A 23,821-nucleotide genomic window follows, 5' to 3' on the forward strand; every position below is an offset into this window, starting at 1 on the left:
CTCACGAACGTGAACTCGTACGCGAAGGCGTACGCGCACATGGACCCAAGGAGATCCCATGACCGACCTGACATCAGACCCACCCAGCCCAGCCGGACTCTCCTACGCCAGCGGAGCCAGTGACCTCCCGCTGCTCGGCGACACCATCGGGGCGAGCCTGGCCCGCGCCGTCGAGCTGTACGGCGAGCGCGACGCGCTCGTCGACCTGCCCTCCGGCCGCCGCTGGACCTACGCCGAGTTCGGCCGGGCGGTCGAGGAGGTCGCGCTCGGGCTGATGGCCAAGGGAGTCGGAAAGGGCGACCGGGTCGGCATCTGGGCCGTCAACTGCCCCGAATGGGTGCTGACGCAGTACGCCACCGCCCGCATCGGCGCCATCATGGTCAATATCAACCCCGCCTACCGCGTCCACGAGCTGCGGTTCGTGCTCCGGCAGGCCGGCATCTCGGTCCTGGTCTCCTCCACCGAGCACAAGACCAGCGACTACCGCCGGATGGTCGAGCAGGTGCGCTCGGCCTGCCCCGCCCTGCGCGATGTCATCTACATCGGCGACCGGACCTGGGACGGGCTGGTGCGCGCCGGCGCCGATGTCTCCCCCGCCCGGCTGGCCGAGCGCGAGGCCCGGATCGTCTGCGACGACCCGGTCAACATCCAGTACACCTCCGGCACCACGGGCTTCCCCAAGGGCGCCACCCTCTCCCACCACAACATCCTCAACAACGGTTTCTTCGTGGGGGAGACGGTCCGCTACACCGAGCAGGACCGGATCTGCGTACCGGTGCCCTTCTACCACTGCTTCGGCATGGTGATGGGCAACCTCGCGGCCACCAGCCACGGCGCCTGCGTGGTCATCCCCGCCGCCTCCTTCGACCCGGCCGCGACCCTGGCCGCCGTCGAACGGGAGCGCTGCACCTCGCTGTACGGCGTCCCCACCATGTTCATCGCCGAGCTGGCCCTGCCGGACTTCGCCACCTTCGACCTCAGCTCGCTGCGCACCGGGATCATGGCCGGATCGCCCTGCCCGGTGGAGGTGATGCGGCGGGTGGTCACCGAGATGCACATGGCGGAGGTGTCCATCTGCTACGGCATGACCGAGACCTCACCGGTGTCCGTCCAGACCCGGCCCGAGGACGACCTGACCCACCGCACCGGGACGGTCGGCCGGGTGATGCCGCATGTCGAGGTCAAGGTCGTCGACCCGGCCACCGGGCTGACCGTGCCCCGGGGCACCCGCGGTGAGCTGTGCACCCGCGGCTACTCGGTGATGCTCGGCTACTGGCAGGAGCCCGAGCGGACCGCCGAGGCGATCGACTCGGCGCGCTGGATGCACACCGGCGACCTCGCGGTGATGGACGCGGACGGATACGTCCGGATCGTCGGCCGGATCAAGGACATGATCGTCCGCGGTGGGGAGAACGTCTATCCCCGGGAGATCGAGGAGTTCCTGCACACCCACCCCAAGATCGCGGACGTGCAGGTCGTCGGCGTACCGGATGAGAAGTACGGCGAGGAGATCCTGGCCTGCGTCATCCTGCGCGAGGGCGCCAGGACCCTCACCCGCGACGAGCTCGCCCGCTTCTGCCGGGGCCGCCTCGCCCACTACAAGGTGCCCCGCTATCTGCGTCTCATGGACGCCTTCCCGATGACGGTCAGCGGCAAGGTCCGCAAGGTCGAGCTGCGCGAGGCGGCCGCCCGGGAGCTGCTGTCCGAGACCCGGTCCGAGGCCGACCCGGCCAGAGCCGAGGCAACCGCCGCACGCGCTGAACCCCAGGCCGCGCGCGGCTGACTCAGCTGATCCAGCTGATGCGATGAGGGCCCCTCGACCCAGCAGGGGCCCACACCCCCGCCGAGCCGCCCGTCACCGGATGACGTCGGGCAGGCAGGACGTCACTCCGGAGCGCGCGCCGCGGCTGAAGGAGGAGAGACGCTGGGCGGCGTCGCCATGGTCGGAGACGTCGGTCCACGGGGTCCTGTCGGCGAGCGCGGTCAGGGCGTCCGCCAGCTCCTCGGTGTCACCCTCCTCGAAGGTGAGGGTTGCGTCCCGGGCGGCTCCGAAGAGGACCGCCCCGGCCAGACAGTCGGCCTGGAGCTCACGGGCCAGCTCCACCAGGCCCGCGTCCAGGCGGTTCTGGACGGCGTGGCCCCACTCATGGGCGATCACCAGATAGACCCAGGCGTCGCCCCGTGCGTGGCCCCAGCGCATCAGGTCCCTGTCCCAGGCCAGGTAGTCGCCGTCGGAGCAGTAGACGGCGTTGTCGTCGGGGAGGGGCTCACCGCCGCACACCGGGGTGTCGAGGGCGGTCCCGGCGTACGCCCCGTCGTACGGCCCCAGGACCCGGGGCGGTTGGTAGCCGCCGGTGAACAGCTCGGACCAGTGGGTCCGCCAGTAGGTGTCGGTGATGGCGACCGCCGCGTCGATGTCCCGCTCCACCTCCGTACGGCCGTCGGTCCCGCCGGTGTCCGTGGGCCGGCCGGGCGTATCCGGTGCGGTGCCGGGCGCGGGCGCCGACTCGACCGGGGAGCTGTCCAGCGGGCGCGGGGACGGATCGGCACCTCCCCCGCACCCGGCCACCAGGAGCAGGGCCAAGGCGGCGACGATCGGAGCCCATGACCTCGGGCACCACGGAACAGCCATCGTTCGGCCTCCGGCCGGTCGAGAGTCGAGAGTCGAGAGGAGGAACGGGTGAACGGTGGACGGTGATCCCTCAACGGAACCGTTCCCCCGTCAGGGGACGGGGGATCAGCTGTTCGGCGGTCCCAGCCGGATCAGTGTGTCCGCCGGGTCGTTGACGGGCTGCGGGGTGCCGGTCAGGTCCATGATGAAAAGCGGCAGATGGAGCGCGTCGGCGCGGGCCCGCGCCTCCCGCGCGTAGCCCGCCAGCGAGAAGAAGACGCTCACGGCCGACTTCTGGAGCCCGTTCAGCCACAGGCATTCGATGTCCCGCAGCCCGGTGGGGCGGGTGGTCGGATCGACCTGGGCGACGACGCCCATCCCGTAGAGGTCCACCCCGGACCCGGCCCGGTCCTCCGACGGGCGCAGGCCGTGGAAGCCGAGCCAGGTCAGATACTGCGCGGCGGCGGCGACCGCGTCCCGCGCCGTGCGGATCGTCACCGGCTGGAAGGCCGGGCGCGGCACGACCGGGCCGCCGCGCCCCGCCGCCGCACCCGGGCCGGCGGGGCGCGGCTCGGCCGGGGGCGGTGCGGCGGCGACCGGGACGCGGACCACCGCGCCGCAGCCGCAGCCGAGCTCCGGCTGCGGCCAGTGGCCCCGGCGGCCGCAGGCGGGGCAGTCCACCGCCACCCAGAGGTTCTCCCAGGTGCGGTGGGCGATCTCCTCCGGGGCGCCGTCGCGGAGGACGGGCAGGGTGACCGGCGCGCCGCACGGACAGGGGAAGGTGGGCGGCGTGAACGGCTGCTCGCGACGGCACGCGGGACAACGCACCGGCACGTTGTCTGTCATCGGGGCGCTCCGTGGACGGGGGCGGACGCGGTATCCGTCCATGCTCCCGGAAGCGGGTGGCGCGGGGATGTACTTGGGCGTTCTGTCCCCCGTAGTGGGGGCACCGTGTTACGGCCTGACGCAGTAGGTTGGCGGCGTGAGACTGAGGGTTGAGTTCACCACCGAACCGTTCGACCTCGACGAGGTGCCGCCGCACGCCGTGGCGGCCCGCGAGACCGTCCAGGCCGCCCCGCTGGACGCCGTCGACGTCGGCCCGTTCGGCAACACCGCCGAGGGCGGGGCGGACGCGGTGCTCCAGGCCGTCGACCAGCTCCTGCGCGCCTCCCTCGGGGCCGGTGCCACCCGGATATCGCTCCAGGTCAGCGTGGTGGGGGAGGGGGAGACATGAGCGGACCGGCCAATCACCCCTTCGCCGCCGCGGTGAAACCGCTCGTGGACGCCATGGGCGGCGAGATGATCGCCCCGGACCGGGCGCGGGGCGACGATGTGGTGCTCTCCTGGGAGGGCCGCCCGGTGGTCGCCGTCAGGCTGCCGCATCTCTCCGACTCGCTCGACCGCATCCTCGCCGACCTCCAGCGCCGCCACGGCGTGCCGCTCTCGGCCCTCGACCGCAAGACCAAGCAGTCCGTCGTCCGCCACCTCGAACAGCGTGGCGCCTTCTCCGTGCGCCACGGCGTGGAGACGGTCGCCGGAGCCCTCGGCGTGAGCCGCTTCACCGTCTACAACTACCTCAACCGCGAGAAGAGCGGGGACTGACGGTCCCGTCACGGGCCCCCGCCCGCATCGGCCGCTCCGTAACGCGGATTTTTCAACAAACTGTTGACGCTCGATACGAGGGCCTCCTAGCTTGCGGAGGGTGACTACCAGTGCTCCGCCGGGCCTGGCCCGGTTCAACGCGGTGGACGGGCGCGACGCGGCCCGGATGCTGCGCGAGGTGTGCGCGAGCCGGGCCTGGGCCGCGGCGGTGGCGGACGGACGGCCGTACGCCACCCTCGGCGAACTGCTCGACGCCGCCGACGCGGCCACGGCCGGGCTGACCGCCGCCGATCTGGCCGAGGCGACGGCCGCGCACCCGCCCATCGGACGGCCGGCGCCGGGCGACGCCGCCTCGGCGCGGGAGCAGAGCGGGGTGCGGGACGAGGAGCGGGCACAGCTGCTGGAGCTGAACCGCGCCTACCAGGAGCGCCACGGCCAGGTCTTCCTGATCTGCGCCACCGGCCGCACCGGCGCGGAGATGCTGGCCGCGCTGCGGACACGGATCGGCCATGACGCCGAGACCGAGCGCGAGACCGTGCGCACCGAACTGGGAAAGATCAACCGCATCCGGCTGACCCGGTGGGCGGAGACCCTCCAGGCCCCGCGGGCCCCGGCGGAAGGAGAGCGGTGATGCCGACCGGCGCCACGTCCGTGTCCACCCACATCCTGGACACCAGCATCGGCCGCCCCGCCGTGGGCGTGGTCGTCGAGCTGGCCGTCCGCTCGGGGCCCGGTACCGAGTGGACGCCGCACGCCGACTCCCTCACCGACGCCGACGGGCGCTGCCAGGACCTGCCGGCGCTCCCCGAGGGCACCACCCACGCACGGCTGCGCTTCGAGACCGGGCCGTATCTGACCCACGCCTTCTTCCCGGAGGTCGCGGTCGCCTTCGCCGTCGAGCCGGGTGAGCACTACCACGTACCGCTGCTGCTCACCCCGTTCGGCTACTCCGTCTACCGAGGGAGCTAGCACCGATGCCCACGCTCGGCCCGAACCGTTACGGCAAAGCCGAAACCCGTGTCGTCCGGGTGGTGCGCGACGGCGCCGTGCACCACCTCAAGGACCTCAACGTCTCGGTGGCGCTCGCCGGGGAGATGGACGCGGTCCACCTCCGCGGTGACAACGCCAACGTCCTGCCGACCGACACCGTCAAGAACACCGTGTACGCCTTCGCCAAGGAGCACGGCATCGACGCGGCCGAGGAGTTCGGCATCCGGCTGGCCCGGCACTTCGTCACCGGGCAGGAGTCCATCCACCGGGCCCGGGTGCGGATCGAGGAGTACGCCTGGGAGCGGATCGAGACGGCCGGGAGCGCCCGGCACTCCTTCGCCCGCCGCGGCCAGGAGGTCCGCACCGCCCGGATCGCCTACGACGGCGAGCGCTGGGAGGTGGTCTCCGGGCTCACCGGGCTCACCGTCCTGAACACCACGGACTCCGAGTTCCGGGGCTATGTCAAGGACCGTTACACCACGCTCGAGGAGACATCCGACCGCGTCCTCGCCACCGATGTGCACGCCCGCTGGCGCTACGGCTGGAGCGATGACACCCGGCCGGTGCCGGACTGGCAGCACGCCCACGCCGAGGCACGCGGCCATCTGCTGAGCGCGTTCGCCGAGACGTACTCCCGCTCGCTCCAGCAGACGCTGTACCAGATGGGCGCGCGGGTCATCGAGCGCCGGCCCGAGATCGACGAGATACGGCTCTCGCTGCCCAACAAGCACCACGTCCTGGTCGATCTGGAACCCTTCGGCCTCACCAACGACAACGAGGTCTACGTCGCCGCCGACCGGCCGTACGGCCTCATCGAGGCCACCGTGCTCCGGGACGGCGCCGAGCCCCTGATCCCCACCGACTGACCCGACGGAAGGGCCACGCGCCGTGAACCGCATCGTCATCGAGAACTGTGCCGTCGCGACCGTGGACGCGAAGGACACCGAGTACGCCGGCGGCCATGTCGTCGTCGCGGGCGACCGCGTCGAGTCGGTGGGCGAGGGGCGCGCGCCCCAGGGGCTCGAGGGCGTCGTCCGCCGCATCGACGGCACCGGGCATCTGGTCACCCCGGGCCTGGTCAACACCCATCACCACTTCTACCAGTGGCTCACCCGCGGCCTGGCCCAGGACAGCAACCTCTTCGACTGGCTGGTCGCGCTCTACCCCGCCTGGGCGCGGATCGACGAGCCGATGGTCCACGCGGCGGCGCGCGGCTCGCTCGCGATGATGGTGCGCGGCGGGGTCACCACCGCCATGGACCACCACTACGTCTTTCCGCGCGGCGGCGGCGATCTGCTGGGCGCCGAGATCCGCGCGGCGCGCGAACTGGGGGTGCGCTTCACCGCCGCCCGCGGCTCCATGGACCTGGGCGCCTCCGCCGGCGGGCTGCCGCCGGACTTCGCCGTGGAGTCCACCGAGGAGGCGCTGGCCGCCACCGAGGAGGCCATCGACGCCCACCACGACCCGGGTTTCGGCGCGATGCTCCAGATCGCGGTCGCCCCCTGCTCGCCCTTCTCGGTCTCCACCGAACTCCTCCGCGAGGCCGCGGCGCTGGCCCGCCGCAAGGGCGTCCGGCTGCACACCCATGGCTCGGAGACGGTGGAGGAGGAGAAGTTCTGCCGGGAGCGGTTCGGGATGGGGCCGACCGACTACTTCGCGTCGACCGGCTGGCTGGGCGAGGACGTGTGGATGGCCCACTGCGTCCATATGAGCGACACCGACATCCAGGCGTTCGCCCGGACCGGCACCGGCGTGGCCCACTGCCCCTCGTCCAACGCCCGGCTCGCCGCCGGGATCGCCCGCGTCCCCGATCTGCTCGCCGCGGGCGTACCGGTGGGCCTCGGCGTGGACGGCACCGCCTCCAACGAATCCGGTGAGCTGCACACCGAACTGCGCAACGCGCTGCTGGTCAACCGGCTCGGCGCGCACCGCGAGAAGGCGCTGACCGCCCGCCAGGCGCTGCGTCTGGGCACCCACGGCGGTGCGCGGGTGCTCGGCCGCCAGGACCAGATCGGCTCCCTGGAGCCGGGCAAACTGGCCGATCTGGTGCTGTGGAAGCTGGACGGGCTGGGCCACTCCTCGATCGCCGACCCGGTCGCGGCCCTCGTCCTCGGCGCCCCGGCCCCGGTGACGCTGTCGCTGGTGGGCGGGGTTCCGGTGGTGGAGTCGGGCCGGCTGCGCACCGTGGACGAGGACGAGATCGCCCGCGAGGCGCGCGCCCAGGCGCGACGCCTCGCCCGTATCGCGGCGGACGGCTGAACGTCGCCGCGATACGGACGGTGTCGTCCGGCGCCGCTCAGTCCAGCAGCTCGTACGCGGGCAGGGTCAGGAACTCCGCGTAGTCCTCGTCCAGCGCGACCCGCAGCAGCAGATCGTGCGCCTGGCTCCACCGGCCCGCGCCGAAGGCGTCCTCGCCGATCTCCTCGCGGATCGCCGCCAGCTCCTCGGCGGCGACCTTGACGACGAGATCGGCGGTGGCCCGCTCGCCGTTCTCGAAGGTGACCCCGGTGTTGACCCACTGCCAGATCTGGGAGCGGGAGATCTCGGCGGTGGCCGCGTCCTCCATCAGGTTGAAGATCGCGACGGCGCCGAGGCCGCGCAGCCACGCCTCGATGTAGCGGATGCCGACCTGTACCGCGTTGCGCAGGCCGTGCTGGGTGGGCTTGGCGTCGAGCGACGCGATGTCGATCAGCTCGGCGGCGGTGACCCGGACGTCCTCGCGCAGCCGGTCCTTCTGGTGCGGCCGGTCGCCGAGGACCGCGTCGAAGGAGGCGCGGGCGACCGGGACCAGATCGGGGTGGGCGACCCAGGAGCCGTCGAAACCGTCCTGCGCCTCCCGGTCCTTGTCGGCCCTGACCTTGTCGAACGCGACGGCGTTGACCTCGGGGTCGCGGCGCGAGGGGATGAAGGCCGCCATGCCGCCGATCGCGTGCGCGCCGCGCTGGTGGCAGGTGCGCACCAGCAGTTCGGTGTAGGCGCGCATGAACGGGGCGGTCATCGTGACCGCGTTGCGGTCGGGCAGGACGAAACCGGGGCCGGCGTCGCGGAAGTTCTTGACGATGGAGAAGAGGTAGTCCCAGCGGCCCGCGTTGAGCCCGGAGGCGTGGTCGCGGAGCTCGTAGAGGATCTCGTCCATTTCGTACGCCGCCGTGATCGTCTCGATGAGAACGGTGGCGCGGATCGTCCCTTGCGGAATCCCGAGGTAGTCCTGAGCGAAGACGAAGACGTCGTTCCAGAGGCGGGCCTCCAGATGCGACTCGGTCTTGGGGAGGTAGAAGTACGGCCCCTTGCCGAGGGTGAGCAGACGGCGGGCGTTGTGGAAGAAGTACAGCCCGAAGTCGACGAGGGCACCGGGGACGGCGCGGCCGTCGGCGGCCCGCAGATGGCGCTCGTCGAGGTGCCAGCCGCGCGGCCGGGTGACGACGGTGGCCAGCTCCTCGGCGGGCCGCAGTGCGTAGCTCTTGCCCTCGGGGGAGGTGAAGTCGATCCGGCGCTCATAGGCGTCGATCAGATTGAGCTGACCGCCGATCACATTCGCCCAGGTGGGGGCGGAGGCGTCCTCGAAATCGGCGAGCCAGACCTTGGCGCCCGAGTTGAGGGCGTTGATGGTCATCTTGCGGTCGGTGGGGCCGGTGATCTCCACCCGGCGGTCCTCGAGCGCGGGCGGGGCCGGGGCGACGCGCCAGTCGGGGTCGTCGCGGATGTGGGCGGTCTCCGGCAGGAAGTCCAGGCTGCTGGTGCGGGCGATCGCGGCGCGGCGTTCCGCGCGGCGCGCCAGCAGCTCGTCGCGGCGGGGGGTGAAGCGGTGGTGGAGCTCGGCCAGGAAGGTCAGGGCCGCGTCGGTCAGCACCTCCCCCTGACGCTCCAGCGGCTCGGCGTCGACGACGGCCACCGGGGACGGCGCTGCTGCGGACATGGGCTGTCACTCCTTAGGCGAGGCACGGCGGAACACACGCGATGCTTCTGTGTCGCGGATACTAATTTTCTCATGGTGGAAGATCAATGATGCGGGGAACGTCTCGTCCCGTGTCCCCTCACTCCAGCAGCGCCAAGTCCTCGGGGGTGTCGATGTCATCCGTACGGGCGATGTCCGAGCAGTCGACGAGCGTGATCGCGGACTGATGGGCCCGCAGATAGGCGCGTGCCCCCCGGTCGCCCACCGCACTCGCCGTGATGTCGGCCCACCGGTCCGCGCCGAACAGCACCGGATGCCCCCGCTCCCCGCCGTACGCGGCGGCCGCCAAGGTCGACGGCGAGCGGTACGCGGCCACCACCCGCGCCACGGCCTCGGCCCCGATACCCGGCTGGTCCACCAGCGTGACCAGCGCCGCCCGCGCCCCCGTACCGGCCAGCGAGCCGAGCCCGGCCCGCAGCGAGGACCCCATGCCCTGCGCCCAGTCGGGGTTGTCGACCAGGACGCACCCGGACAGCCGGGCCCGCGCCCGTACGGTCCCGGCCGCGGCGCCCAGCACGATGTGCACCGGGGCGCAGCCGCCCTCCCGCAGCGCGTGCGCCGCGTGCTCCACCAGCGGCCGTCCCCGATGCGTCAACAGGGCCTTGGGCCGCCCGCCCAGCCGCCGGCCGCCGCCGGCCGCCAACACGATCCCGGCGACCAGCGCGTTGTCCTCCGATGTGCGTTCCATGGGCCCTGCTTACCGCACAGCGGGGCGGCGCGGGGGCTTCATCCCAGCCGGTCTGATTTTCGCTCTCCGTATAGCGCGTCGCGCACTGAGTGGCGTTAACTGATCCGCGGCCCCTTGTGCCCGGATCGACGTGAACCACTATGAAGCCGGGCGAGGCGGCCGTGGGGAGAGGGGGCAGGCTCGTGCGAGAGTGCGCGAGGGGGAGCAGGACAGTGTTGTCCGAGTCGTCCGACGAGGGCGCGAGGCTCTGGGGCGAACCCGGCGCCTTGCCAATGGAGGGTGCCGCAGTCGTGGAAGCCGGGCGAGTGGCGGGCGCCGATGACGATCCGAGGGCGGCGGAGCTGCGCCGTGCCGTGGCCCGGCTGAGGCGTGACCTGGCCGCCCACCCCGCCGAATTACCGGACCGGGCGATCGCGGACGACGAGCTGGCGGCGCTGGACGCCATGGCCCGCACCGGCGCCCCGGAGCTGCACCGCCTCCGCCGCTCACTGCTCCTCATCGCGGGCGCCCTGGGCTCGGTCAGCGCCCTGGGCCCCGCCCTGACGGGCGTTCACGCGGCGATCGACCAGTTCGGCAGCGTCCCGCGGACGGGCCTGGGGAGGGACTGAACGCACCGGCGCGCCCAGGCGCCCAGGCGCCTTCGGCGCCACACGGCGGCGGGCCGGCGGCGGCCTGGCCGCCAGGCCCCCGCCGCCGGGCACCGGCTGCCGGGCGTTTGCCGCCGGGCACCGGCTGCCGGGCGTTGGTCGTCGGCCGCCGGGCGTTTGCCGTCTGCACGCCGGGCGTCGGCCGCCAGCTGTCTGCGGCCGTCGGCCGTCAGGCGTCGACCGCCGGGCGTTCGCCGTCGGCCGCCAGCCGTCTGCACGCCGGGCGTCCGCCGCCATCCGTCCGCCGTCCGTCGCCGGGCGTTCGCCGTCCCCCGTCTGTCGCCGTCTGCCGCCAGGCGTCCGCCGCTCGGCGTCCGGTGTCCGCTCCCGGTGTCCCGGTGTCCGGCGTCCGCCGGGTGGCGGGATGTTGGGTGTCGGTACGACTTGATGGCGACGGGACGTGCGCGTGCGGCGTGATGACGGCGGATGCGTGCGTCGAGTGCGACGTTCAGGTCGACCGAAGCGCCGCCGGGCGGTCTGACGCCTCACTCGACCGCCCGTTGCCGGTGTCTCGTGCTCGTCGTGGCTTGTGCTCGCTGTGCCCCGCGCTCGCCGCGCCCGCGCCCGTCGCCCCCGCGTTCGTCGTGGCTCGCGTTGGCCGTGGCTCGCGTTGGCTGTGGATCGTGCCCGCCGTGTCTCGCGTTCGGCGTGCCCCGCGCCCACTGTGCCCGCGTGCCTCCCGCGTCCGCGCCCGTCGCATCCGCTCCCGCGCTCGCCGCTCCCGCGCTCGCCGCTCCCGCGCTCGCCGCTCCCGCGCTCGCCGCTCCCGCGCTCGTCGCCCCGGCGCTCGTCGCGTTCGCGCTCGTCGCGTTCGCGTCCGCGCTCGCCGCGAGGGCCGCACCCGGCCGAGCTGAGCGGCGGCGTGGCCGAGCGGCGGGGCTGGCTGGGCGGGGGAGTCGGCCGCGTGGCGGAGCCGACCTGCGGCGGAGCTGGCCGCGTGGCGGAGCCGACCTGCGGCGGAGCTGGCCGCGTGGCGGAGGCGGCCGTGCGGCGGGGGCTGCCGTGCGGCGGGGGCGGCCGAGTGGTTTTCTCCGCCGTAGGCGGCTAGGCGGATCCCGTGCTGGCCAGCGCCTTCGACAACTCGGACGCGACCTCCTTGAGGATCGGCACTATCTCCTCCGTGGCCTCGTCCGTCACCCGGCCCGCCGGGCCCGAGATGGAGATGGCCGCCGGGGCGGGGGAGTCGGGCACCGGGACCGCGAGGCAGCGCACGCCCATCTCCTGCTCGTTGTCGTCCACCGCGTAGCCCACTTCGCGGACCTGCCGCAGGGCGTCGAGGAACTCGTCCGGCGAGGTGATCGTCTTCTTGGTCGCCGCGGGCATGCCGGTACGGGACAGGAGGGCGCGCACCTCCTCGGGGGGCGTGCCCGCCAGCAGTGCCTTGCCGACGCCCGTGGTGTGGGGCAGCACCCGCCGCCCGACCTCGGTGAACATCCGCATCGAGTGGCGCGAGGGCACCTGCGCGACGTACACCACCTCATCGCCGTCCAGCAGCGCCATGTTGGCGGTCTCGCCGGTCTCCTCCACCAGCCGCGCCAGATACGGCCGCGCCCAGGTGCCCAGCAGCCGGGAGGAGCTCTCGCCGAGCCGGATCAGCCGGGGGCCGAGGGCATAGCGGCGGTTGGGCTGCTGGCGTACGTAGCCGCAGGCCACCAGCGTGCGCATCAGCCGGTGAATGGTGGGCAGGGGCAGCCCGCTGCTGGTGGACAGCTCGCTCAGTCCGACCTCGCCCCCGGCGTCGGCCATCCGTTCCAGCAGATCGAAGGCGCGCTCCAGGGACTGGACGCCACCGGATCCGCCACCGGACCCGGCGGTGGTGGCGGCGGTCTTGGACTCGGCGGACGGCACGGCGGTGTTCCTTTCCCAGCGGTCGGCACCGGCCGCACACGGTGACGATCCGCTGCCGACCGGCCACGGGCAGCCTACCGGTCCCCGGCGACCCCCACAGCGGGCTTGCGCTCGCGGTCCGCGCCGGTCACGGCCGGGGGGCGGTCTTGACCGGGCCCGGCCGCCGCGTGAATCATGCATCCCATTCAACGGAATGTTGATTCCGGTTCGCGGAATCAACATTGGGTGGGGGTGAGAAGGATGTCCGTGCCGGTGTCCGACGCACGGCCGGTGGAGCTCGTGCTGCGCTCGGCCAAGGTGGTCACCCCGGACGGCATACGCGCGGCCTCGGTGTCCGTCGCCGACGGCCGCATCGTGGCCGTCGGGCCGTACGAGTCCCCGGCCCCGGACGGCGCGCGGGTCGAGGACCTCGGCGACGACGTCCTCCTCCCCGGCCTCGTCGACACCCACGTCCATGTCAACGACCCCGGCCGCACCGCATGGGAGGGGTTCGCCTCCGCGACCCGCGCCGCCGCGGCCGGCGGCGTCACCACCCTCGTCGACATGCCGCTCAACAGCATCCCGCCGACCACCACCGTCCGGGCCCTGGAGGTCAAACGGGCCGTCGCCCGGCGCTCGGCCCATGTCGACATCGGCTTCTGGGGCGGGGCCGTGCCCGGCAACGTCGCGGACCTGGCGCCGCTGCACGACGCGGGCGTCCTCGGCTTCAAGGCGTTTCTGCTCCCCTCCGGCGTGGAGGAGTTCCCGCAGCTCGCCCCCGACCAGCTGGAGGCCGCCCTGCGCGAGATCGCGGGCTTCGGCGGACTGCTCATCGTGCACGCCGAGGACCCCCGCCTCATCGACGGCGCCCCGCCGCCGGCCGGCCCGCGCTACGCCGACTTCCTCGCCTCACGCCCGCGCGCCGCCGAGAACGAGGCCATCGCGGGCCTCATCGAGCTCGCCCGCCGGCTCGACGCCCGCGTCCATGTCCTGCACCTGTCGTCCGCCGACGCGCTGCCGCTGATCGCCGACGCGCGGCGCGAGGGCGTCCGTGTCACCGTGGAGACCTGTCCGCACTTCCTGACCCTCACCGCGGAGGAAGTCCCCGACGGGGCCACGGAGTTCAAATGCTGTCCGCCCATCCGGGAGGCCGCCAACCAGGACGCGCTGTGGGCGGGCCTGGCGGCCGGGGAGATCGACTGCGTGGTCTCCGACCACTCGCCCTGTACGGCCGACCTCAAAGTGGACGACTTCGGCCGGGCCTGGGGCGGCATCTCCTCGCTCCAGCTCGGACTCCCCGCCGTCTGGACGGCGGCCCGGCGGCGCGGCCACACCCTCCAGGAGGTGGCCCGCTGGATGTCCACCGGCCCCGCCGCGCTCGTCGGTCTCGACCGTAAGGGCGCCATCGAGGCCGGCCGCGACGCCGATTTCGCGGTCCTCGCCCCGGACGAGACCTTCACCGTCGACCCCGCCGCCCTCCACCACCGCAACCAGGTCACCGCCTACGCGGGCAGGACGCTGTACGGCGTCGTCCGGTCCACCTGGCTGCGCGGCCGGAAGATCGCCGAGCACGGCCTGCCGACCGAACCCACCGGCCGACTCCTGGAAAGGCAGCCCCGTCGATGACCGCCTACCCGTCCGCGCCGATCCCCCGCTTCACCGGCGACGCCGCCCCGTACGGCGGGGGCGATCCGTACGCCGACTACCGGACCGCCGACTTCCCCTTCACCCACCTCGTGGACCTGGCCGACCGGCGGCTCGGCGGCAGCGTGCTCGCGGCCAACGACGAGTTCTTCGCCGAGCGCGAGAACCTGCTGAAGCCCGAAGCGCCGCGCTTCGACCCGGAGTCCTTCGGTCACAAGGGCAAGGTCATGGACGGCTGGGAGACCCGGCGGCGGCGCGGGGCCACGGCCGACACCCCGCATCCGGCCGAGGGCGACCACGACTGGGCCCTGATCCGCCTCGGCGCGCCCGGGGTCGTCCACGGCATCGTCGTCGACACCGCCCACTTCCGCGGCAACCACCCGCGAGCGGTGAGCGTCGAGGCGACGGCGGTGGACGGCACCCCGTCCCCCGGGGAACTCCTCGCCGCCGACACCGCCTGGACCGAACTCGTCCCCCGCACGCCGATCGGCGGCCACGCGGCCAATGGCTTCGCCGTCTTTGTCCGGCGCCGCTTCACCCACCTGCGCCTCAAGCAGTACCCCGACGGCGGCGTCGCCCGCCTCCGCGTCCACGGCGAGGTCGCCCCCGACCCGGCCTGGCTCACCGCCCTCGGTACCTTCGACCTGGTGGCCCTGGAGAACGGCGGCACCGCCGAGGACGCCTCCGACCGCTTCTACTCCCCGCCCGCCAACTCCATCCAGCCGGGCCGCTCCCAGCGGATGGACGAGGGCTGGGAGACCCGCCGCCGCCGCGACACCGGCCACGACTGGGTCCGCTACCGCCTCGCCGCCCAGGCGACCCTCCGCGCCGTGGAGATCGACACCGGCTGCTACAAGGGCAACGCGCCGGGGTGGGCGGCGCTGTACGGCCTCGACGCGACGTCCGGCGCGGACCCGGCCGACCACACGGCACCCGGCTGGACCGAACTCCTGCCCCGCACCCGCCTCCAGCCCGACACGGTCCACCGCCTCCCGCTCGACGCGGCCCCGCCGGTCACCCACGTCCGCATCGACATCCATCCGGACGGGGGCATCGCCCGGCTGAGGCTGCACGGGACACCGACCGAGGACGGCGCGCGGTGGCTCGCCGCACGCCATGCGGAGCTGACCGACCAGCTCCCTCCCCGGCGGGCCTCCCGCACCCGCTCCGCGTAACCGACCAACTCGGCCGTCCGCTCGCCGGACCGGCCGACCGCACGCTTGCCCTTTGTTTCAGCGGTCGGCGGCGCGGATGCCCTCAAGCTGGAGGGTCAGGTGCCGGCGCCAGTCTTCGCCGCCCGTCATGTTCGCCATCGCCCCGCGGGTGATGAGGACGAAGTCGGAGGCCTGGAAGTCGGTTCGTAGGTGGCCGGCGTCGATGGCGCGCCGCACGACGCGTTCGACGATCGCCGCGAACGCGGTCTTCTCGGCGTCGATCTCGCCCCAGCTCGGCTCCTGCGGGCCGAGCAAGGCGAAGCGGAACGCCGCGTCGGGCTGCGCGGATTCCAGGTATCCGTACAGCAGCGTCTCGAAGGCCGTCCACGGGTCCTCGATCTGCTCGGCGCTTCGGGCCAGGCTGGTCATCGCTTCGAACCGGCGGCCGATGATCGCGGCCCGCAGGGCCTGCTTGTCCGCGAAGTGCCGATACAGGGTGCCGACGCCCAGACCGGCGCGCTCGGCGATCTCGTCCATCTGCACGCTCTCGCCCTGCCGGGCGAACAGTTCGCTGGCCGCGTCGAGGATGGCCTCGCGGTTGCGCCGAGCGTCGGCACGCAGCGAGGGGCCCCGGGTCGTCATGGGTCCTGATGGTAGTTGACGGCGTGGAGAGCCCGCATTAGCCTCCGGAACCGGAGTTCAGGTTCATGTTATGGAGGAGTTCTCGTGATCGTCGTCACCACACCGACCGGACAGATCGGCAGCCAACTCGTGCGACGGCTGCTCGACGGGGGCAAGGCGGTCCGGGTCGTCACCCGTGATGCCTCGCGCCTTGACCGGACCGTCCGCGACCAGGTCGAGATCGTCGAGGGCCGCCACGACGATCCGACCGTGCTCGACAAGGCGCTGCCCGGAGCCGACGCCCTGTTCTGGCTGGTCCCCCCGAACCCCGCCGCGCCGAGCACCATGGAGCATTACCTGTCCTTCGCCCGCACCGGCGCCGCGGCCGTGGCCCGCCACGACGTCGGCCACCTCGTGGCCGTGAGCAGCGCCGGTCACGGATGGACGAGCCCGGCCGGCGTGCTGTCCGCGGCCTTCGCCATGGACGCGCACCTGGCCACGTCCGGCGCGGCCTACCGGTCCCTGGCCCTGCCCTTCTACATGGAGAACCTGCTCGGCCAGCTCGACGCGATCCGCCGGCACAACGCGTTCTCCCTGACCTGCGCCGGCGACCAGCCACTGGCCACGATCGCGACACGCGACATCGCCGAGGCCGCCGCCGACCTGCTGACCGACCTGTCCTGGGCCGGGCAGGCCGACCTGCCCCTGTTCGGGCCCGACCGCCTCACGCCCGAGGGCATGGCCGAGGTGATCAGCGAAGAGCTCGACATGCCCGTCGCCTACCGCCGCATCACCGTGGACGAGTACGCCTCCGCGCTGCGTTCCCGCGGACTCGGCGACCGGATGGTGCGGGACTTCGTCGAGACGTTCGCCGCCCAGGACGGCGGTATCTACGACGCGGACTGGGCCGCCGCGACGATCGCGGCCACCGGCTTCCGGACCTGGTGCCGGCAGGTGCTCAAGCCTGCCGCGCACGCCACGTCGTAGGCCCACGCCTCCAGCCGGCCGCGACGGAACCTGGTGGTCCGGGTCGGACGTTGACCCGGATGTCCGGTTGTGACACCACCTGGCACCACCGGACACCACCTGACGCGACCCTCGAGGAGAACTGCTGTGACCCTGCGGCAAGAGATCGTCGGCAACGCCATGCAGATGGCGGTCTGCACCCTTCAGCCGGGGCAGACCGTCTACTGCGAGGCCGGGAAGTTCCTGTTCAAGACGGCCAACGTGACGATGGAGACCCGGCTGTCCGGACCGAGCGCGGGCGGCGGTCAGCCCGGGGGCAACGGCGGCAGCGGCGGGGGTGGCGGCATGGGCGGGATGCTGCGCCAGGCCATGGGCACCGCCATGCAGGTGGGGCAGCGGGCGCTGGCCGGGGAGTCGCTGGCGTTCCAGTACTTCACCGCCACCGGCGGCGAGGGCACCGTCGGCTTCGCGGGGGTGCTGCCCGGCGAGATGCGGGCGCTGGAGCTGGACGGGACGCGGGCCTGGTTCGCGGAGAAGGACGCCTTCGTGGCGGCCGAGTCCACCGTGGAGTTCGGGATCGCGTTCCAGGGCGGGAAGACCGGGCGCAGCGGCGGTGAGGGGTTCATCCTGGAGAAGTTCACCGGGCGCGGCACCGTGATCATCTGTGGTGCGGGCAACTTCATCGACCTGAATCCGGCCGATTTCGGCGGCCGGATCGAGGTCGACACCGGCTGCATCGTGGCCTTCGAGGAAGGCATCCGGTACGGCGTGGAGCGGATCGGCGGGCTCAACCGCCAGGGGCTGATGAACGCGGTCTTCGGCGGCGAGGGGCTGTCGCTGGCCACCCTGGAGGGCAACGGCCGGGTGATCCTCCAGTCGCTCACCATCGAGGGCCTGGCGAACGCCCTGAAGAAGGCGCAGGGCGGCGACAAGCAGGGGCCGACGGGCGGGCTGTTCTCCACCCACGCGGGGTGACGGCGGCCGGCTCAGCCCGGGAGCGGCAGACCGGCGGCGTGGAAGAGCCGGTCGCGGGAGGCCGCGGCCTCGTCGAAGACGGCGTCGCCTCCCTTCAGCACACCGTTCTCCTTGCGGACGTCACCGGCCACCATGACCAGGTCGACATTGCCGGCGTGGCCGCCCGCGACGATCGTGGCCCCGATGTCCGTGGCGGGCAGCATGTTGGCGTGATCGAGACGGATCATGATCAGGTCGGCCTCCTTGCCCGGGGTCAGGCTGCCGGTGCGGTCGTCGATCCCCGCGGCCCGTGCGCCCTCGATGGTCGCGAAGGACAGCAGGTCGGCGGCGTCGAACGTGGGCAGGCCGGGAACACGGTCCATGGGCCCGGCCGCACCGGCGAGGATCAGCTGCTGGTAGGCGAGCGTCGCCCGCATGACGCCGAACATGTCACCGCTCACGATCGTCTCGGTGTCCACGCTGAGGCTCGGGCGGACACCGGCGGCCAGCAGCCGGTTGGTGGCCGGCTGACCCAGGCCCGGCATGAAGACCTCCAGAGCGCCGGCCACGGATGCGGTGGCGCCGCGTGCGGCCAGCATCCTCAGCTCCTCGTCGGTCGATGTGCACAGATGGATGAACGTCATGTCCGAGGCGAGCAGCCCGGCCTCCTCCAGCTGCCGTACGGCCTGCTGCTCCGCCCCCCACTCGCCGAAGCCCACGTGCATGCTGATGCGCAGGCCCAGCTCACGGGCGAGCCGGATGTCCTGCTCGGATACATCGGGGGTGGACAGCTCCGGGCCGCGGAGCATGGCGTTGAGGGTCACCCGCGCCGAGTCGTCGGAGAGCACCTCGTTGCGGATGCGCCGAATGTCGTCGGGGTGGGTGCGGTCACTGCCGAACTGCCACTGCTCGGCCTCCGTGGACGGCCAGCCGTGGTCGAAGACGGCGCGGATGCCCGACTCCCAGTGCGCGGCGATCGCCGCGTCCGAGTGCTCGGGGCTGTTGCTGATGTGCGACTCGTCCCGCACGGTGGTCACCCCGGAGTCGAGGGACATCAGGTCCGCCGCCAGGTTGCCGACGTGTACGTCCCGGGGCTCGAAGTACTGTCCGAGGCCGATTTGCACCTGGCTGCGGTACTCCTGGTAGGTCCAGGCGGGGCCGAGGTTGCGCAGCGCTCCCTGCCAGTTGTGGCGGTGGGTATCGATGAAACCGGGCAGCACGGCGTTCCCCGTGCCGTTGATGACCCTGGCCCGGTCGTCGGACAGGTCCCGGCCGATCTCGAGGATCCTGCCGTCGGCGACGAGGACGTCGCCCACGACGTTGCCGAGCTTGTCGTCCTGAGTCATCAGGTACGCGCCCTTGATCAGGATGCGTTCCTTGTTCTGCGGGTTCTGCGGGTTCTGCGGGTTCTGCGGCTGGTTCTGGGACACCTGTGGTTCCTTTCGTGCCGGGGCGGCTCTGTGTTGCTCGTCCATCGAGGGAGGGACGGTGGGTGGGTCCGGGTCCGGGTCCGGTCGGACGCGGACGTGGATCACGTCGTGGGGGTGCCTCGCGGGCGCCGGGAGGCGATCCAGACGGCGCCGAACGTGAGCGACGCGCCGAGGATGGTGAGGACGGAGGGGGACCGACCACCCGAAGGGACGAGGAAGTCAAGGGCGATCGAGCCGGCGAGCTGCCCCGCTATAGAGGCCATGCTCAGCAGCAGGACACCGATCCGGCGCACCAGGAACGCCGAGGCGCCGATGAACACCACACCGCACAGACCACCGAGGTAGACCCACAAGCTGGTGGGCAGCGCGGTCCCCGCGGTCCCCTGTACGAGTGTTTTCGCCCCCCAGGCCGTGACGAGGAAGACCGCACCGACGAGGAAGTTGAGCCAGGTCGCTGCGAGCGGCGAGCCCGACGCGGCCGTCGTCGCTCCGTTCAGGGCCTGCTGCACACCGAGGAGGAAGCCCGCGGCGATGGCGGCGAGGGCCGGCAGGATGATCGTGGCCGGGGCCGGGGTGTCGGCGAAACGGGGCAGGGCGGACACGACTGCGGCCACCAGGATGACAGCCGCTCCCGTGAGCCGAGTGGCGCCCGGCCGCTGCCGCAGGCCGCCGCCGATACCCCGGCTGTCCACGATCAGACCGCCGAAGGTCTGACCGGCGATGGCCGACACGGTGAACACGGCGATTCCAGTGACCAGCGCGGCGGTGGACTGGGCCACGGCGAACGTGCCGCCGAGCACACCGGCCAGCAAGTACCGGCGGGGGAGCCGACCGTCCCGTGAAGCGCCGGCCAGGCTGCGCAGCGCGCCGCGCAGCCGGGGGGAAAAGAGCGCGAGGAGGGACAACAGGACGAATCCGCCCGAGAAACTGATCGCCGCCGCGGCGATGCCGTCGTCGAGGCGATGACTCAGCTCACCGTTCAGACGGGCCTGTACCGGTACCACCATGCCGGCTGCGATGGCCGCCACGACGGCTGGCGAGCCGCCGCGGCGCACGGACGGGCGGGGCTGTTCCGCCGGCTGGGGGCCGGGCCCGGCAGGACGGCGGTCTGACCCGGGTGGTGCGGTGGGAGTGCTCATGTCGAAGTTCCTTCGAGAAGGGTTGCGGCCGGGCGGGGCCCGATCGCCCCGGCCGCTGACGTCCGGTCGGGGCCCCGCCTGCGGCAGGGCCCCGCAGGTCGCTCTCAGAAGTCGGTACGCGCGATGTCGTCGAGGACCGACGGTCCGGTGGGGGACCAGCCCAGGACACGCCGGGCCCTGTCGCCCGAAGCCTGCTGGTCGAGGAGAAGGGCCTCGCCGAGCAGGCCGAGCCGGTCGAGCGTCTGCACGACGGGTTCGGGCTCGACGCGTCCGGCCAGGCCGACGGAGCGGCTCACCGCTTCGGTGATCTCCCGTACGGTCGGGTTCGCGCCGCCGGCGCCGATGAAGTACGAACCGGCCGGGGCCTTCTCCAGCGCGAGCACGTAAAGCTCGGCCAGGTCGTCCACGTGCACGGTGCTCCAGTGCTGGTCACCGGGACCGATCATGGTGAGCGCCGGGGTGTTTCCGGCGGTTCGGGGACCGGCGGCGACGAGGTTCAGCAAACCGCCGCCGTGGCCGTACACCACCGCCGGTGCGATGACCGAGGTCCGGACGTTCTGCGCGTCGCGCACGAGCTTGCTGAGCGGCACCCGCCAGGCGGTCAGCCGCGGGGGGTTCATGCCGGACGACTCGGTGATCGCCGAACCGCTGCCGTGCAGCCAGACCCCGGTGGTGTGCACGAACGGCCGGTCCGTGTCCCGCAGCGCGCGCAGGAAGCTGGTGACGGCCACCTCGTCGACGGTCGCGCTGGTCTCGTCGCCCGGCGACGCCACGTGGATCACGCCCTCGCTCGCGGCCGCGAGTTCCTCCAGGGCGTCGCCGTCCGCCAGGTCGGCGACCGCGGGCTCGGCGCCCTTGGCCCGCACCAGCTCGGCCTTCTCGGCGGAGCGGACCACGGCGGTGACCCGGTGGCCGCCGGAGATGAGTCGATCGAGCACCGCGGCTCCGATGTAGCCGGTGCCGCCGGTGAGCAATACGCGCATGGTCATCCTCTTTCGCTGATTTCCAGGTCGGGTGGTTGGCCCGCACGACAACGGTCGCCCTGTCCGGCTATCGTGTCCAACGAATGTTTTCGAATATCCGATCGGACTTGTCGATGAATGAGGTGGGTGTGGACCAGAAGCGGCTGGAGTACTTCATCACCGTCGCCGAGGAGCTGAACTTCACGCGGGCGGCCCAGCGGCTGCACGTCACCCAGTCCACGCTCTCGGCCGGTATCAAGGCCCTGGAGCAGGAGCTCCGGACCGAACTGCTCCTCCGCTCCACGCGGTCGGTCAGATTGACGGAGGCCGGCTCGGCGTTCCTCCCCGAGGCGCGGACCGCGATCGAGGTGCTCGACCGGGCTCGGGCGGCGGTGGAGCCGCTCTCCACGGGGCTGCGCGGCAGCCTCACCGTGGGCGTCCTCAGCGGGCTGACGGTGATCGACGTACCCGCGCTGGCCGGTGAATTCCACCGGCACTATCCCGAGGTCCGGTTGCGCACCGAGACCTCCCAGCGGGGAACCTCCGGGCTGATCGAGCGGATCAAGGAGAGCCATGTCGACGTGGCCTTCGTGGGAGCCGACATCAAGGACGAACACCTCAGATCGAGGGCCATCAAGAAGTACGAGGCTCAGCTGCTGGTCCCCGCCGATCACCCACTGGCCGGCCGGAAGAGCGTGCGGCTCGGCGACGTCGCCGGGGAATCCTTCGTCGACATGCCCGCCGGTTTCGGGCAACGCCGGGTCGTGGACGACGCGTTCACGAAGGAGGAGCTGTTCCGGCGGGTCCTCATCGAGGTCTCGGACATCACCACGATCGCGGACTACGTGGCGCACGGCCTGGGCGTGGCGCTGTTGCCCCCGGACTTCGCCGCGGCGGTCGGGGACGCTGTTCGTACCGTCCCCCTCGAGGACGCCCGACTGGCCTGGACGCTCAGCGTGGTCACCTCCGCGACGCGTCCGCCGACGCGGGCGCTGCACGCCTTCCTCGACCTGATCCCGCACCACATCCGGCGCGACCGCGTGTTCTGAACGGACGTCCCCGGCCGGGACGTCGGCTACGGTACGGCCGGGCCCCGGGCCGCAGGCCCCGGGCCACCGCCTACTTCGCGCCCGCCACGTAGAAGAGGAAGAACAGAAAAGCGGCGATGAAGTGGACGCCCACCAGGTAGATGAAGACCCGGACGGTGAAGGTCATCGGCGCCCGGTCCTCCTCGTTCGGTCCGGTCCGGGCACTCGCCGGCGGGCCCGTCCGGGCATCGGTCGCGCTCAGGTCGTTCGCGTCCTTCATGGTCTACCGGGCCTTCCTCCGCGAGGGTCGCCGCCGAGGCACAGCTCGGCCGCGCCGCTCTGGAGCAGCGTGTGGACGAAGAGCAGATCCGCGCCGCCGGGCCGGGCGGCGGCGATGCGGTGCGGGGTGAGCGAGTCGAAGTGGGCCGCGTCGCCCGGGGAGAGCACATGGACGGTCTCACCGAGGGTCAGCCGCAGCCGGCCGCCCAGGACGTACAGCCACTCCTCGCCGGGATGGACCCGCACCAGGTCCTCCTGGGCACCGGAGCGCTCCGGCACATGCAGCCGCAGCGCCTGCATGGCCCGGCCGGAGCCGCCGGCCTGCCAGTAGGTCCAGCCGCCCGCCTCCTGCGCCTCCATGCGGTCGGCCCGGACGATCGGGTCCCGTTCCGGGGACACCTCGCCGAGCAGGTCCGATACCGTGGTTCCGTAGGTACGGGCCAAGGCCAGCAGCATCGGGAGCGAGGGCTGGCGGCGGCCCGTCTCCAGCCGGGACAGATGCGCGGGTGAGAGCCCGACGCGCCCGGCGGCGGCCTCGAGCGTCAGACCACTGCGTCGCCGCAGGTCACGCAGGCGGGGAGCGACGGTGGGGAGCTCGACGGGCGGTCCGCCGGAGTGACCGTCGGCCGGTCCGTCCGTGGGCCCCTCGGCGGGCCCGTCGGGGAGCGGGTTCATATCTCCGGTATAGCCAGCGGATGACCTCAGAGGCAAAAGTTTTGCCTGAGAGGCAAGAACCGTGAGGTTACGTCTTCGTTACCCTCTCCGGCGCTTCGCGGAGTTCTTGTGAACGCCGGGAAAACCACGAGACTTGGCATTGACACGACAGGGTCTACGCGCGTCATGCTATCCGTATGACGATCCCCCCACGGCTCGCCCGCATCGGCGCCCTCGGCGCCCTCGCCTCGACGCTGATCATCGGCGGTACGGCCACCGCGGCCACCGCGGTCACCCAGCCGGCACCGCGGACCGTTGTCTCCTCGCAGGTCATCGCGGCCGTCGGCGACATCTGCTACTCGGATCTGCCGACCGAGGCCCATGACACCCTGGACCTGATCGAACAGGGTGGCCCCTACCCGTACCCGCAGGACGGCACCGTCTTCCAGAACCGCGAAGGCATCCTCCCGTCCCAGTCCTCCGGCTACTACCACGAGTACACCGTGATCACCCCGGGCTCCGACGACCGCGGCGCCCGGCGCATCGTCACCGGGCAGAAGACGGACGAGGACTACTACACGTCCGACCACTACGCCTCGTTCGACCTGGTGGACTACGGCTGCTGACGCCGCCCCACCGAAAAGCGCCACCCCCCGCACCGCGGCCGCTG

The 23,821-nt window shown here is 72.4% G+C and carries 25 protein-coding genes; 14 read left to right on the forward strand and 11 right to left on the reverse strand.

Annotated features, from left to right (window positions below; genetic code table 11):
- Positions 1-58: 58 nt before the first annotated feature.
- Positions 59-1,783, forward strand: a complete 1,725-nt coding sequence (locus N6H00_RS30380; protein ID WP_268975022.1) for an AMP-binding protein — start codon at positions 59-61, stop codon at positions 1,781-1,783.
- A gap of 72 nt (positions 1,784-1,855) precedes the next feature.
- Here N6H00_RS30380 and N6H00_RS30385 read toward each other — a convergent pair whose 3' ends face one another.
- Together N6H00_RS30385 and N6H00_RS30390 are read right to left on the reverse strand one after the other, a co-directional pair.
- Positions 1,856-2,584, reverse strand: a complete 729-nt coding sequence (locus N6H00_RS30385; RefSeq protein WP_268975023.1) for a neutral zinc metallopeptidase — start codon at positions 2,582-2,584, stop codon at positions 1,856-1,858.
- 153 nt (positions 2,585-2,737) lie between these two features.
- Complete coding sequence (locus tag N6H00_RS30390; RefSeq protein WP_268975024.1) at positions 2,738-3,457, reverse strand: hypothetical protein; 720 nt, start codon at positions 3,455-3,457, stop codon at positions 2,738-2,740.
- Between the two features lie 136 nt (positions 3,458-3,593).
- Here N6H00_RS30390 and N6H00_RS30395 point away from each other — a divergent pair, with 136 nt between their 5' ends.
- The 6 genes from N6H00_RS30395 to N6H00_RS30420 all read left to right on the forward strand — a co-directional run bounded on the left by N6H00_RS30395 (position 3,594) and on the right by N6H00_RS30420 (position 7,462).
- Complete coding sequence (locus N6H00_RS30395; RefSeq protein ID WP_268975025.1) at positions 3,594-3,845, forward strand: hypothetical protein; 252 nt, start codon at positions 3,594-3,596, stop codon at positions 3,843-3,845.
- Entirely contained in the window at positions 3,842-4,213 is a 372-nt protein-coding gene (locus N6H00_RS30400; RefSeq protein ID WP_268975026.1) for a helix-turn-helix domain-containing protein, read from the forward strand. Before N6H00_RS30395 ends, N6H00_RS30400 begins: the two co-directional genes overlap by 4 nt.
- A gap of 100 nt (positions 4,214-4,313) precedes the next feature.
- Positions 4,314-4,844: a 2-oxo-4-hydroxy-4-carboxy-5-ureidoimidazoline decarboxylase gene (gene uraD, locus N6H00_RS30405; RefSeq protein ID WP_268975027.1), complete on the forward strand. Its 531-nt coding sequence runs from the start codon at positions 4,314-4,316 to the stop codon at positions 4,842-4,844.
- A complete protein-coding gene (gene uraH, locus N6H00_RS30410; RefSeq protein ID WP_268975028.1) occupies positions 4,844-5,182 on the forward strand; it encodes a hydroxyisourate hydrolase in 339 nt (112 codons plus the stop codon). Before uraD ends, uraH begins: the two co-directional genes overlap by 1 nt.
- A gap of 5 nt (positions 5,183-5,187) precedes the next feature.
- On the forward strand, positions 5,188-6,069 hold the full coding sequence (gene pucL / locus N6H00_RS30415; protein ID WP_268975029.1) for a factor-independent urate hydroxylase: 882 nt from the start codon (positions 5,188-5,190) through the stop codon (positions 6,067-6,069).
- A gap of 22 nt (positions 6,070-6,091) precedes the next feature.
- Positions 6,092-7,462 carry an 8-oxoguanine deaminase gene (locus N6H00_RS30420; RefSeq protein ID WP_268975030.1) on the forward strand — a complete coding sequence of 457 codons (1,371 nt, stop codon included), beginning with the start codon at positions 6,092-6,094 and terminating at the stop codon, positions 7,460-7,462.
- Positions 7,463-7,499: 37 nt separating this feature from the next.
- Here the strand turns inward: N6H00_RS30420 and aceB are convergent, their stop codons facing one another.
- Together aceB and N6H00_RS30430 are read right to left on the reverse strand one after the other, a co-directional pair.
- The gene (gene aceB / locus N6H00_RS30425) at positions 7,500-9,119 is read right to left on the reverse strand and encodes a malate synthase A (RefSeq protein WP_268975031.1); all 1,620 of its coding nucleotides are present in this window, start codon (positions 9,117-9,119) and stop codon (positions 7,500-7,502) included.
- 118 nt (positions 9,120-9,237) lie between these two features.
- Positions 9,238-9,846: a nucleotidyltransferase family protein gene (locus N6H00_RS30430; RefSeq protein ID WP_268975032.1), complete on the reverse strand. Its 609-nt coding sequence runs from the start codon at positions 9,844-9,846 to the stop codon at positions 9,238-9,240.
- Between the two features lie 272 nt (positions 9,847-10,118).
- Here N6H00_RS30430 and N6H00_RS30435 point away from each other — a divergent pair, with 272 nt between their 5' ends.
- Entirely contained in the window at positions 10,119-10,454 is a 336-nt protein-coding gene (locus tag N6H00_RS30435) for a DUF5955 family protein (protein ID WP_268977166.1), read from the forward strand.
- 1,083 nt (positions 10,455-11,537) lie between these two features.
- On the opposite strand, the gene N6H00_RS30440 is transcribed toward N6H00_RS30435, so the two are convergent.
- On the reverse strand, positions 11,538-12,341 hold the full coding sequence (locus tag N6H00_RS30440) for an IclR family transcriptional regulator (RefSeq protein ID WP_268975033.1): 804 nt from the start codon (positions 12,339-12,341) through the stop codon (positions 11,538-11,540).
- Positions 12,342-12,593: 252 nt separating this feature from the next.
- Here N6H00_RS30440 and allB point away from each other — a divergent pair, with 252 nt between their 5' ends.
- Positions 12,594-13,946, forward strand: a complete 1,353-nt coding sequence (allB, locus tag N6H00_RS30445) for an allantoinase AllB (protein ID WP_268975034.1) — start codon at positions 12,594-12,596, stop codon at positions 13,944-13,946.
- Positions 13,943-15,139 carry an allantoicase gene (alc, locus tag N6H00_RS30450; RefSeq protein ID WP_268975035.1) on the forward strand — a complete coding sequence of 399 codons (1,197 nt, stop codon included), beginning with the start codon at positions 13,943-13,945 and terminating at the stop codon, positions 15,137-15,139. Before allB ends, alc begins: the two co-directional genes overlap by 4 nt.
- 57 nt (positions 15,140-15,196) lie before the next feature.
- Here the strand turns inward: alc and N6H00_RS30455 are convergent, their stop codons facing one another.
- Complete coding sequence (locus N6H00_RS30455; protein WP_268975036.1) at positions 15,197-15,760, reverse strand: TetR/AcrR family transcriptional regulator; 564 nt, start codon at positions 15,758-15,760, stop codon at positions 15,197-15,199.
- An 84-nt stretch (positions 15,761-15,844) separates the two neighbouring features.
- Here N6H00_RS30455 and N6H00_RS30460 point away from each other — a divergent pair, with 84 nt between their 5' ends.
- Together N6H00_RS30460 and N6H00_RS30465 are read left to right on the forward strand one after the other, a co-directional pair.
- Entirely contained in the window at positions 15,845-16,726 is an 882-nt protein-coding gene (locus N6H00_RS30460; RefSeq protein WP_268975037.1) for an NAD(P)H-binding protein, read from the forward strand.
- A 126-nt stretch (positions 16,727-16,852) separates the two neighbouring features.
- Entirely contained in the window at positions 16,853-17,680 is an 828-nt protein-coding gene (locus tag N6H00_RS30465; protein WP_268975038.1) for an AIM24 family protein, read from the forward strand.
- An 11-nt stretch (positions 17,681-17,691) separates the two neighbouring features.
- Here N6H00_RS30465 and N6H00_RS30470 read toward each other — a convergent pair whose 3' ends face one another.
- From N6H00_RS30470 to N6H00_RS30480, 3 genes are all read right to left on the reverse strand, one after another.
- On the reverse strand, positions 17,692-19,089 hold the full coding sequence (locus N6H00_RS30470) for an amidohydrolase family protein (protein WP_268975039.1): 1,398 nt from the start codon (positions 19,087-19,089) through the stop codon (positions 17,692-17,694).
- 101 nt (positions 19,090-19,190) lie between these two features.
- Positions 19,191-20,144: a DMT family transporter gene (locus N6H00_RS30475; protein WP_268977167.1), complete on the reverse strand. Its 954-nt coding sequence runs from the start codon at positions 20,142-20,144 to the stop codon at positions 19,191-19,193.
- A gap of 188 nt (positions 20,145-20,332) precedes the next feature.
- Complete coding sequence (locus N6H00_RS30480) at positions 20,333-21,211, reverse strand: NAD-dependent epimerase/dehydratase family protein (RefSeq protein WP_268975040.1); 879 nt, start codon at positions 21,209-21,211, stop codon at positions 20,333-20,335.
- A 113-nt stretch (positions 21,212-21,324) separates the two neighbouring features.
- Here N6H00_RS30480 and N6H00_RS30485 point away from each other — a divergent pair, with 113 nt between their 5' ends.
- Complete coding sequence (locus tag N6H00_RS30485) at positions 21,325-22,239, forward strand: LysR family transcriptional regulator (RefSeq protein ID WP_268977168.1); 915 nt, start codon at positions 21,325-21,327, stop codon at positions 22,237-22,239.
- Positions 22,240-22,309: 70 nt separating this feature from the next.
- On the opposite strand, the gene N6H00_RS30490 is transcribed toward N6H00_RS30485, so the two are convergent.
- Together N6H00_RS30490 and N6H00_RS30495 are read right to left on the reverse strand one after the other, a co-directional pair.
- The gene (locus N6H00_RS30490; RefSeq protein ID WP_268975041.1) at positions 22,310-22,498 is read right to left on the reverse strand and encodes a DUF6126 family protein; all 189 of its coding nucleotides are present in this window, start codon (positions 22,496-22,498) and stop codon (positions 22,310-22,312) included.
- On the reverse strand, positions 22,495-23,172 hold the full coding sequence (locus N6H00_RS30495; RefSeq protein WP_268975042.1) for a helix-turn-helix domain-containing protein: 678 nt from the start codon (positions 23,170-23,172) through the stop codon (positions 22,495-22,497). The genes N6H00_RS30490 and N6H00_RS30495 overlap by 4 nt, the downstream gene beginning before the upstream one ends.
- A 176-nt stretch (positions 23,173-23,348) precedes the next feature.
- Between N6H00_RS30495 and N6H00_RS30500 the strand changes: the two genes are divergently transcribed.
- Positions 23,349-23,777: a ribonuclease gene (locus N6H00_RS30500; RefSeq protein WP_268975043.1), complete on the forward strand. Its 429-nt coding sequence runs from the start codon at positions 23,349-23,351 to the stop codon at positions 23,775-23,777.
- Positions 23,778-23,821: the final 44 nt, after the last annotated feature.

The sequence above is a fragment of the Streptomyces sp. S465 genome, from assembly GCF_026898115.1.
In the GTDB taxonomy this organism is placed as follows: Bacteria; Actinomycetota; Actinomycetes; order Streptomycetales; family Streptomycetaceae; genus Streptomyces; species Streptomyces luomodiensis.